Origin of the sequence: Providencia alcalifaciens DSM 30120 (assembly GCF_000173415.1) — a bacterium.
GTDB classification, from domain to species: domain Bacteria; phylum Pseudomonadota; class Gammaproteobacteria; order Enterobacterales; family Enterobacteriaceae; genus Providencia; species Providencia alcalifaciens.
Genome location: NZ_ABXW01000044.1, coordinates 50,351 through 60,973, shown reverse-complemented (window position 1 = coordinate 60,973; position 10,623 = coordinate 50,351). Strand labels below are relative to the sequence as shown.

Sequence of the window (10,623 nt, the reverse complement as noted above, 5' to 3'; positions counted from 1 at the left end):
TTCCTTATTTAGCGTGGCATACCAGCGGAATTTAGAGCGTGTAATTTATACTGTATGCGATGAGAGGCTATATTGATGCCGATTTATCCCGGATTCCCTTGATTTATTTGAACGAAATAGTTTTTGAGTGAGCCTGCATCACAATGGAGCACAGATAACCAGTGTGTATTTTTTCAGGTATTTCCTATCTCACCCCTGAAAAGAGGGATTCACCAGCTCTCATCATAACGGTTACTTGCAATTTAGTGTGGTACGCGAGTGGGGGAGACAGTTTGGTTCCTGTCTGCTCTGACCGTTAGAAGATTATCAATGTAAAATAATCTCTGTAGTCACTTCCTACCTCGTAAATAACATAAAATTCTCCTTTGAACGTTCTAATGTACTCAAACACTTTCTCTATTTAAGTACAAAAAAATCTAAGCCATTTTAGGTATTACGCTGTAATAAAAAGTCTGGATATCATTAGGTTACCAATTTGTTAGACTGTAGGTATTCCCATGACAACGTCTATTGCTTGAAATTATTTCAACTTGTCCTTAAACGCTCGACAATAAGGTCCACATTGGTTAGATTATTTAGCATTCTAGAAGTCTAAACGTATAAAGTATATTTTTAAGGGGATGAACGATGCCAATTCGCCTGCCTGATGAGCTACCAGCGGTTAATTTCTTGCGTGAAGAAAATGTTTTTGTCATGACCACGACAAGAGCTAGCCTTCAGGAGATACGTCCCTTGAAAGTATTGATATTAAATCTAATGCCGAAGAAAATTGAAACTGAAAACCAGTTTTTACGGCTGCTATCAAATACTCCGTTACAGGTTGATATTCAGCTGTTACGCATCGATCAGAGAGAATCTAAAAATACGCCTACGGAGCATTTGAACAATTTTTATTGTGATTTTGAAGATATCCAACATCAAAATTTTGATGGGTTAATCGTCACAGGGGCTCCCCTTGGTTTGGTGGAATTCGCTGATGTTTGCTATTGGGAACAAATAGAGCGTGTTATTGCATGGGCAAAATCGCATGTAACATCGACGCTGTTTGTTTGTTGGGCTGTTCAAGCTGCACTTAACGTACTGTATGGTCTACCTAAATTAACTCGTAAAGAAAAACTTTCAGGTGTCTATTCCCATGAAACATTAGAGCCCTATGCTTTATTGACTCGAGGGTTTGATGCATCTTTTTATGCTCCACATTCTCGCTATGCTGATTTTCCTGAAGAGTATATTCGCCAGCATACAGATCTGGATATTTTGGCCAGTTCCCCTGAAGCGGGAGCTTACTTATTTGCATCAAAAGATAAACGTCTTGCTTTTGTCACTGGGCATCCAGAGTATGACGCAGAAACATTATCTCAAGAGTATTGGCGCGATGTTGATGCGGGGATCACGCCCGATCTACCGTGTAATTATTTTAAAAATGATGATCCGAATAACTCACCAGAAGTTCGTTGGCGTAGTCATGGTCATCTCTTATTCTCTAATTGGCTCAACTATTATGTGTATCAGATCACACCGTTCGATCTTAGTCATATGGAACCAACATTAGATTAAAAAAGCGACTTAATTCCAGTTAACTGGTCATATCTCAGAATATAAGGCTAAATAATCAAAACTATTTAGCCTTTAAATCAAAAATATCCCCTCATTTATAGATGAATCGATAACTAAAATAATTTGGTTAACTCATTTTCTGTTATTAAAAAATAAAATATCCGAATAGATATAACACTATGATTTAACTAAATATTAACAAAATAATTCTATCTATAGAAATTAATAGCAAAATCATTTTTATAAATAAATTGTTTATAATCATGGCGATACGTGCACTTTATAATAAAATGGAAACCGTTTTTGATTTATTTGTTTTTTGAGTTTACTCTTAATTCATAGCCAGCCATGAATGAGGGTAGAACAATGAATCAGCAATTATCTATTTCAGATTTAACATTCACAAAAGCATTTTCACAGCAAGCTAAAAACATATTAGATACTGATTCTATTGGTTTTTTGTCTTTTCTTGTCGATGAGTTTTTACCACGAAGAGAGCAATTGCTCAAAGATCGAGTGCTACGCCAAAAATCAATTGATTCAGGTGGGCTACCTGATTTTATTATGGAATCTGATTCCATTAAAAATTCGGACTGGAAGATTCAAAATATTCCTGATGATTTACAAGATCGCAGAATTGAAATTACGGGACCTGTTGATCGAAAAATGGTGATCAATGCTCTGAATGCTAACGTAAAAGTGTTCATGGCAGATTTCGAAGACTCTTTATCACCATCGTGGGAAAGACTGATTGATGGGCAAATCAATTTGCGCGATGCGATTACAGGGGAAATCTCTTATACCAATGAAAATGGCAAAGTCTATCAACTGAAATCAAATCCAGCGGTGTTGATTGCTCGTGTTCGAGGTCTTCATTTAGATGAAAAGCATGTACTGGTTGGCGGAAAACCAATTCCCGGAGGATTGTTTGATTTCGCACTTTACTTTTTTAATAACTATCAGGCCTTACTAGCGAAGGGAAGTGGACCTTATTTCTATATTCCAAAACTCGAGTCTTGGCAGGAAGCTCAGTGGTGGAGTGATGTATTTAGTGCGGCAGAGGATTTTGTTGACCTTCCTCGGGGCACTATCAAAGCAACCGTATTAATTGAAACATTACCTGCTGTTTTCCAAATGGATGAAATTTTATACCACATGCGTCACCACATTGTGGGGCTAAATTGCGGTCGTTGGGATTATATCTTCAGCTATATCAAAACACTAAAAGAGCATGCTGACCGTGTCTTGCCAGATAGACAAGTCGTCACAATGACACAGGAATTTTTAAGTGCCTATTCACGGTTGTTGATCAAAACCTGTCATCGTCGCGGTGCGTTTGCAATGGGGGGAATGTCCGCTTTTATCCCAAGTAAAGATGCACAGGAAAACCAAGCCATTCTTGCCAAAGTGAAAGCAGATAAAGAGTTGGAAGCACGCAATGGTCATGATGGTTCATGGATAGCGCATCCTGGTTTAGCTGATACCGTCATGGAGGTGTTTAACGCAGCTTTAGGCGAACGTAAAAATCAGCTGAATATCCGCCGTGAAAATGATGATGAAATCACTGCAAATCAGCTATTACAGCCTTGTGAAGGTGAAAGAACTGAGGCGGGAATGCGTGCCAATATTCGTGTAGCTGTGCAATACATTGAAGCGTGGATTTCAGGAAATGGTTGCGTACCTATCTATGGATTAATGGAAGATGCCGCTACAGCTGAAATTTCGCGTACTTCAATTTGGCAATGGATTCGTCATGGCAAATCGCTATCAAACGGCATGAAGGTGACGAAAGCTCTGTTCGAAGAGATGCTGGATGAAGAGCTGCAAGTGATTCAAAAAGAGCTTGGCGATCATCGCTTTCAAAGCGGGCGTTTCCGTGAAGCAAGTGAGCTGATGCGACGGATCACGACCCAAGATGATCTAATCGAGTTTTTAACCATCCCTGGTTACCAACTACTTGATTAATAAGATTTAAAAATAAACACAATATTTCATTACCCTACAAAGACTGACAACAATAAAGGAAGTAAATCATGACAACATCGCGCTTAGAACAGATTGCTCAATTAGAAAATGAATGGAAAAAACCGCGCTGGAAAGGTATCACTCGTCCTTATGCTGCTGAGGAAGTGATTAAGCTACGCGGCTCGGTTAATCCAGAACATACATTGGCTCGTAAAGGTGCAGAGCGCTTTTGGGCGCAACTGAACGGTGGCGCGAAAAAAGGTTATGTGAATGCATTGGGCGCATTAACAGGTGGTCAAGCCTTGCAACAAGCGAAAGCCGGCATTGAAGCAGTTTATTTATCGGGTTGGCAGGTCGCTGCGGATGCAAACTCCGCCTCTAGTATGTATCCAGACCAGTCGTTATACCCTGTGGATTCAGTCCCTAATGTGGTTCAGCGAATCAACAACACATTTCGCCGAGCTGACCAAATTCAATGGGCGAATGGCATCGGTCCTGATAACCAAGAATATATCGATTTCTTTTTACCTATCGTGGCGGATGCGGAAGCGGGTTTCGGTGGAGTCTTGAATGCCTTTGAATTAATGAAGCATATGATTGAAGCGGGGGCAGCCGCAGTGCACTTTGAGGATCAATTGGCGGCAGTGAAAAAATGCGGCCATATGGGTGGAAAAGTCTTGGTTCCGACTCAAGAAGCTATTCAGAAGTTAGTTGCAGCTCGTTTGGCGGCGGATGTATCTGGCGTACCAACCATCTTAATCGCGAGAACAGATGCGGATGCAGCCGATTTATTAACTTCAGATTGCGATCCTTATGATGAGCCTTTTATTACTGGTGAGCGCACTGCTGAAGGCTTCTTCCGCACAACGGCAGGAATTGAGCAAGCAATCAGTCGTGGTCTCGCTTATGCCCCTTATGCAGATTTAGTGTGGTGTGAAACGTCTAAGCCGGACTTGGAAGCCGCGCGTCAATTTGCGGATGCCATTCATGCCAAGTTTCCAGGTAAATTGCTGGCATATAACTGTTCACCATCATTTAACTGGAAGAAAAATTTAGACGACAGCACGATTGCACGTTTTCAACAAGAACTCTCAGATATGGGGTATCGCTTCCAGTTTATTACTCTAGCTGGGATCCACAGCATGTGGTTCAACATGTTTGACCTTGCTCATGCCTATGCTCAAGGTGAAGGCATGAAACACTATGTTGATAAGGTTCAAGAGTGTGAATTTGCCGCGATTAATAAAGGTTATACCTTCTCTTCGCATCAGCAAGAGGTGGGAACGGGCTACTTTGATAAAGTGACCACAGTTATTCAGGGGGGAAGTTCTTCAGTCACGGCGTTAACGGGGTCAACTGAAGAAGAGCAATTTTAAATAGGGAGAAACAGACGGTTCCTATTGGTCGGTGTGTTGTTGACATTGGTGTATCTATCTACTTTTCAGGCACGCAAGTGCCTGTTTTTTATTGGGAGAGTAAAGATGACCTTCGAAAATGAACAGATCATTGCCCAAACCATTTTACAAGGCTTTGATGCACAATATGGGCGATTCCTTGAAATTACCTCCGGTGCACAGGAACGCTTTGAGCGTGGCGACTGGCATGCTGTTCAACATGCCATGAAACAAAGGATCAAACTGTATGACCACCATGTGGGGCTCGTTGTTGCTCAACTGCAATGTATGGGACTAATACAAACGCTGAGTCCACATAATTTGGCTCGGATCAAACAGGTTTACGCGACATTATTGCCGGAATACCCTCGTTTTGAAATTGCAGAAAGCTTTTTTAATTCCGTTTATTGTCGGTTGTTTCAGCATCGACAACTCACTCAGGAAAACCTGTTCATCTTCACTTCGCAACCCGCGAGGCGCTTTTGTACCTTACCGAGACCATTAGCGCGTGAGTATAACCTTGATGGAAATATGGAAAATGTTTTACGAGGAATACTAAGTGGCTTACCTCTTCGCTTGATGTGGAGAGATTTAACCTTTGATATTCAATGTATTATAAAAATATTGAGGTTGCGTTTCCCTGAGATTGTCGAACAAGGTGCTCAGCTGCATGTTGCCAATGAACTGTTTTATCGTAATAAAGCCGCATGGTTAGTTGGAAAACTGTATATCAATCAGCAGGTACACCCATTTTTGTTGCCAATTCATCATGATGAGCAAGGGTTAATGTACATAGATACCTGTTTAACAGGGTTTGATGACGCGAGCATTGTGTTTGGTTTTGCACGTTCTTATTTTATGGTGTATGCGCCATTTCCGGCTGGATTAGTGTTCTGGTTACGTGAGATTTTACCCAGTAAGTCTATTGCTGAGCTGTATATGGCGATTGGTTGTCAAAAGCATGGAAAAACTGAATATTACCGAGAGTATTTGGCTTATTTAAATTTCTCAAAAGAGCAATTTACTTTAGCGCCAGGGGTGAAAGGGATGGTCATGCTCGTGTTTACGGCTCCCTCATTTGATCGCGTATTTAAGATCATTAAAGATCAATTTGCGCCACAAAAAGAAGTCACTAAAGCACGGGTGCTTGAGTGTTATCGGATGGTCAAAGAGCATGACCGAGTGGGCAGGATGGCAGATACGCAAGAGTTTGAGAATTTTATCATCGAAAAGCGTTTTGTGAGCGATGAGCTGATGACGGAATTATTGGTAGAAGCACCATCCCAAGTTGAAGATCTGGGAGATAAAATCTTAATTCGCCATTTATACATGGAGCGTAAGATGATCCCATTGAATATTTTTATGGATGAAGCTTCGGATGAGCAGCTGTATCACGCTATTGAAGAGTATGGCTGTGCTATCAAGCAATTAGCTGCTGCCAATATTTTTCCTGGCGACATGTTATTTAAAAATTTTGGTGTGACACGCCATGGTCGCGTGGTGTTTTATGATTATGATGAAATTTGCTATATGACCGAGGTTAATTTTCGTCGTATCCCTGAACCGCTTTACCCTGAACAAGAGCTATCTGGCGAGCCTTGGTATAGCATACGAGAGCAGGATGTTTTTCCAGAAGAGTTTGCTCAATTCTTATGCCAAGATCCAAAAATTCGGGATTATTTGCTGGAACATCATCGGGATCTGTTTAGCGCGGATTATTGGCAAAAATTACAACAGCGTATTCTGGATGGGTATGTAGAAGATGTTTTTGCTTACTCAGAAGAGAAACGTTTTTGCCGTCGATTTAAGCAAACTATTTCAGCAGCTTAGTAGATAGAAAGTGGGCCACAATGACCCACTGTATGGCGAGCAATTTATTGAGCACCTTGGACAGCTTGTTGTGCCAGTTCGGTAATTTTCTCGTAGTTACCACTTTCAAGTGCATCTTCAGGAACCAACCACGAACCGCCAATGCACAGCACACTTTCTAGTGCGAGATAGTCGCGGTAATTAGCAAGAGAAATGCCGCCTGTTGGGCAGAAGCGAACTTGAGAGAATGGACCCGCAATAGCTTTCAAGGCTTTTACACCACCGTTGGCTTCAGCAGGGAAAAATTTGAATTCTTTGAGCCCGTAGTTCATACCTGCCATCAATTCAGATACGGTTGAAATACCGGGAATTAATGGAATGCTACCTTGGCTCGCAGCCATTAGTAACTCATCGGTTAATCCTGGGCTGATAGCAAATTGAGCGCCTGCTTGGGTGACCTCAGCGAGTTGTTTTGCATTAATGACTGTTCCTGCACCCACAATGGCTTCAGGGACTTCTTCTGCAATTAATCGGATAGCTTCCATAGCACACTCTGTTCTCAGGGTGACTTCCAATACGTTGATACCGCCTTTTAGTAACGCTTTTGCTAAAGGAACGGCTTGCTCAAGTTTTTTGATCACGATGACAGGAACGACAGGACCTTGTTTTAGAACTTCTTCAGCGGTCATTTTCCAATTATTCATAATTAATCCTATTAAGCGGTATAAGCTAAAAATTAATACTACAAGCGCCTTCTTCGGCACCGGATAAATGTTGTCTTAATGCACCAAATAGCTCTCTGCCACAGCCAATTCGTTCTGCACATAGGTCGGCTTGGTAAGGTTGGCGAGCGGATAGTGTTGCTTTATCGACAAGGAGCTCGATTTCTCCGGTCAATGCATTCACGCGAATTAAGTCGCCATCTTGAACTTTAGCAAGCAACCCACCATTGTAAGCTTCTGGCGTCACATGAATGGCAGAAGGGACTTTACCAGATGCCCCTGATAATCGACCATCAGTGACTAATGCGACTTTATAGCCTTTATCCAATAATACCCCGAGCGGTGGCATTAATTTATGTAATTCTGGCATACCATTCGCAGAAGGTCCTTGGAAGCGAACCACAATCACACAATCCCGATCTAGCTCTCCTGCTTCGAAACGCGGTGCTATGTCATTTTGGTTATTGAATACGATAGCGGGTGCTTCAATGACTTGATTTTCAACAGGAACGGCAGAAGTTTTCATCACCGCACGCCCTAAATTGCCAGACAATAGCTTCGTCCCACCGTGATGAGAAAAAGGGTGTTCAATGTCAGCGATCACTTCAAGATCATAAGAGCTTTTTGCGCCTTCCCGCCATGCTAATTGACCGTTATCTAACCAAGGTTCGAGAGTATAGCGTGATAACCCGAATCCTGCGATGGTGTGAACATCATCATGGAGTAAGCCCTTGGCAAGTAATTGTCGGATCAATAACGAAACGCCGCCAGCAGCTTGGAATTGGTTTATATCCGCTTGACCATTAGGGTAAATTCGGCAAATAAGGGGAACAATTGCAGAAAGATCAGAAAAATCATCCCAATTGATAATGATCCCCGCTGCACGGGCAATTGCCACAAGGTGCATTGTGAGATTAGTGGAGCCTCCTGTCGCCAGTAGAGCCACAATACCATTTACAATCACTTTTTCATCGACGAGCTTACCAATGGGTAAATAGTTTCCAGATTGTTCGGTCAACCGCGTAATTTGACGCGCGGCGGCGCGAGTCAGTTCATCGCGCAATGGTGAATCAGGGGGAACAAAAGAAGCGCCTGGTAAATGCAGCCCCATGACCTCCATGACCATCTGATTAGAGTTGGCGGTACCGTAAAATGTGCAGGTACCAATGCTGTGATATGAAGCCGCTTCAGCCTCCAATAACGCGTTACGATCGACTTTTCCTTCGACATATAGCTGGCGAACTTTGACTTTTTCTTTGTTTGGTAAGCCCGTACTCATAGGACCTGCTGGCACAAAAACAGCGGGTAAATGCCCAAAGGAGAGGGCTCCCATCATTAATCCCGGAACGATTTTATCGCAGATACCTAAGTAGAGTGCGCCATCAAACATATTATGTGAAAGCCCGATGGCAGTGGACATTGCAATAACATCGCGACTCAGTAAGGAAAGCTCCATGCCATCTTGACCCTGAGTGACGCCATCGCACATGGCAGGAACACCTGCGGCGACTTGGCCAATTGCGCCATTTTCCAATAGAGCCTGCTTAAGTTGATCAGGATATCGGTCATAGGGACGATGTGCTGAAAGCATATCGTTATAGGAATTGATGATGGCAATATCAGAGCGGGTCATGCTTTTGAGAATACTTTTTTCTTCATTTTGGCAAGCCGCAAAACCATGAGCCAGATTTCCACACGCTAATTCAGCGCGATGTACCGTATTGCTACGGGCACGCTCAATTTTGGCGAGATAGGCTTCTCGGGTGTCTTTAGAGCGCGCAATAATGCGTTTGGTGATCTGTAAAAGGGTGTCATTAACCTTTGTTGAAGAAGTGACTCCAGAAATATTTTTGCTCATGATAATGGCTCCATTATACAAACAGTACTCTTTATGTTACCGGTAACATTGTTCAATGAAAACACAATGGTTGCAATGATCAAAATGAAGATTTCGACATATCTGTGATCTGAATCAATAAGAGGATTATCGATATTTTGGGAATAATCGTGGCTTTTTCAGCCTAACAGAATGATAAATAATAACTATAATGAGTTGGTTAATAGCGGTTATATAAACATAAAGTGGGAAAATATGGCGGGGTTGAGAAGGCTGAAGAAACTTGGGTGGCTGTTGGGCGTATTGTGGTCGTATACCCACGTTGTTCACGCCACGGAAGTGCCAGACGTGGTATTAACCATAGGATCTTATAGCGTCTTAGAGATGGCCATTTTGTCCAGCCAACAGGGGCATGAAGAGCAAAAAATAGTCAATGCGACCACCACTTTATTAGGAACACCCTATAACAATCAAACTCTTAATATGAATGCACTCTCTACTGAACGACTGATTATTGATTTAACTGCGGTGGATTGCATGACATTCATCGAGTATAGCGAAGCTTTTAAGCATGCAGATGATGCTGAACAGTTTGTATCCAATTTAGAAAAAATTCGTTATGTGGATGCTCATGTGGCATTTAATCAGCGTCGCCATTTCTTTTCGGATTGGGCACAAGGTGATTCTAAAATTGCCACTGATATTACGACACAGCTGAGCCCTCATACAATTTCGGTAAATAAACAGCTCAATAAAAAAAGTAACGGTGAACTGATTATTCCGACAATTAAAATAAAGCCGAGAGTTATTCGATATATTCCGACTCAATTTATTGATAAAAATGTGCTGCAACTATTAAAAACAGGGGATTACGTAGGTATTTATTCTCCCACATCAGGATTAGATGTTAGCCATGTAGGCATTGTTATTAGAAGTGGTGATAAGGTTATATTTCGTCATGCTTCTTCACAACGAAAAAATTTACGTGTCATGGATGTGGAGTTATTTTCTTATCTTCAGGGGAAAAGCGGGATGATAGTATTTAGATAAAATCAGCACGAAAAGCTAAGTAATGTAATTATCGCTATTTAGTTTTAGATGATTATTATTTTAAATAAAGTTTAATTTTTAAAATAAAATGTAATCGTAAAGACAAGTGATTTTTAGTTACCAATTATTGCCATAACTATTTAAATTGTAAAATATTATGAAAATAAAGGCATTTTAATAATTTTTTTGAATAAAATAAATAATATAGCTAAGTTGAAAAATATTTTATAAAGCAATGAATTACAACCTAGAGTTGTAAAATGATAGATTTAATTACAGACTACCCCAT

At 41.3% G+C, this 10,623-nt stretch carries 7 protein-coding genes; 5 read left to right on the top strand and 2 right to left on the bottom strand.

All coding sequences use genetic code 11. The features are described 5' to 3' along the window. The first annotated feature begins 627 nt into the window (after window positions 1-627). The 4 genes from metA (at window position 628) to aceK (ending at window position 6,746) form a co-directional block, all read left to right on the top strand. Window positions 628-1,557: a homoserine O-acetyltransferase MetA gene (metA, locus tag PROVALCAL_RS07600; RefSeq protein WP_006658598.1), complete on the top strand. Its 930-nt coding sequence runs from the start codon at window positions 628-630 to the stop codon at window positions 1,555-1,557. 366 nt (window positions 1,558-1,923) lie between these two features. Next, window positions 1,924-3,522 (top strand): malate synthase A, encoded by a 1,599-nt coding sequence (aceB, locus tag PROVALCAL_RS07595; protein WP_039861765.1) that lies wholly within the window; start codon window positions 1,924-1,926, stop codon window positions 3,520-3,522. Window positions 3,523-3,590: 68 nt separating this feature from the next. Further along, a complete protein-coding gene (gene aceA, locus PROVALCAL_RS07590) occupies window positions 3,591-4,898 on the top strand; it encodes an isocitrate lyase (RefSeq protein ID WP_006658596.1) in 1,308 nt (435 codons plus the stop codon). 105 nt (window positions 4,899-5,003) lie between these two features. After that, entirely contained in the window at window positions 5,004-6,746 is a 1,743-nt protein-coding gene (aceK, locus tag PROVALCAL_RS07585; RefSeq protein WP_006658595.1) for a bifunctional isocitrate dehydrogenase kinase/phosphatase, read from the top strand. Window positions 6,747-6,790: 44 nt separating this feature from the next. Here the strand turns inward: aceK and PROVALCAL_RS07580 are convergent, their stop codons facing one another. Beyond that, window positions 6,791-7,429: a bifunctional 4-hydroxy-2-oxoglutarate aldolase/2-dehydro-3-deoxy-phosphogluconate aldolase gene (locus PROVALCAL_RS07580; protein WP_006658594.1), complete on the bottom strand. Its 639-nt coding sequence runs from the start codon at window positions 7,427-7,429 to the stop codon at window positions 6,791-6,793. Window positions 7,430-7,454: 25 nt separating this feature from the next. After that, window positions 7,455-9,305: a phosphogluconate dehydratase gene (gene edd, locus PROVALCAL_RS07575; protein ID WP_006658593.1), complete on the bottom strand. Its 1,851-nt coding sequence runs from the start codon at window positions 9,303-9,305 to the stop codon at window positions 7,455-7,457. 171 nt (window positions 9,306-9,476) lie between these two features. Between edd and PROVALCAL_RS07570 the strand changes: the two genes are divergently transcribed. Further along, window positions 9,477-10,334, top strand: coding sequence for an N-acetylmuramoyl-L-alanine amidase-like domain-containing protein (locus tag PROVALCAL_RS07570; protein ID WP_006658592.1), 858 nt, complete (start codon window positions 9,477-9,479; stop codon window positions 10,332-10,334). The last annotated feature ends 289 nt before the right edge of the window (window positions 10,335-10,623 follow it).

Excerpts from the sequence above, each read along its gene's own strand:
- metA (WP_006658598.1), top strand. The coding sequence starts at position 628 with ATGCCAATTCGCCTGCCTGATGAGCTACCAGCGGTTAATTTCTTGCGT.
- aceB (WP_039861765.1), top strand. The coding sequence starts at position 1,924 with ATGAATCAGCAATTATCTATTTCAGATTTAACATTCACAAAAGCATTT.
- aceA (WP_006658596.1), top strand. The coding sequence starts at position 3,591 with ATGACAACATCGCGCTTAGAACAGATTGCTCAATTAGAAAATGAATGG.
- aceK (WP_006658595.1), top strand. The coding sequence starts at position 5,004 with ATGACCTTCGAAAATGAACAGATCATTGCCCAAACCATTTTACAAGGC.
- PROVALCAL_RS07580 (WP_006658594.1), bottom strand. The coding sequence starts at position 7,429 with ATGAATAATTGGAAAATGACCGCTGAAGAAGTTCTAAAACAAGGTCCT.
- edd (WP_006658593.1), bottom strand. The coding sequence starts at position 9,305 with ATGAGCAAAAATATTTCTGGAGTCACTTCTTCAACAAAGGTTAATGAC.
- PROVALCAL_RS07570 (WP_006658592.1), top strand. The coding sequence starts at position 9,477 with ATGATAAATAATAACTATAATGAGTTGGTTAATAGCGGTTATATAAAC.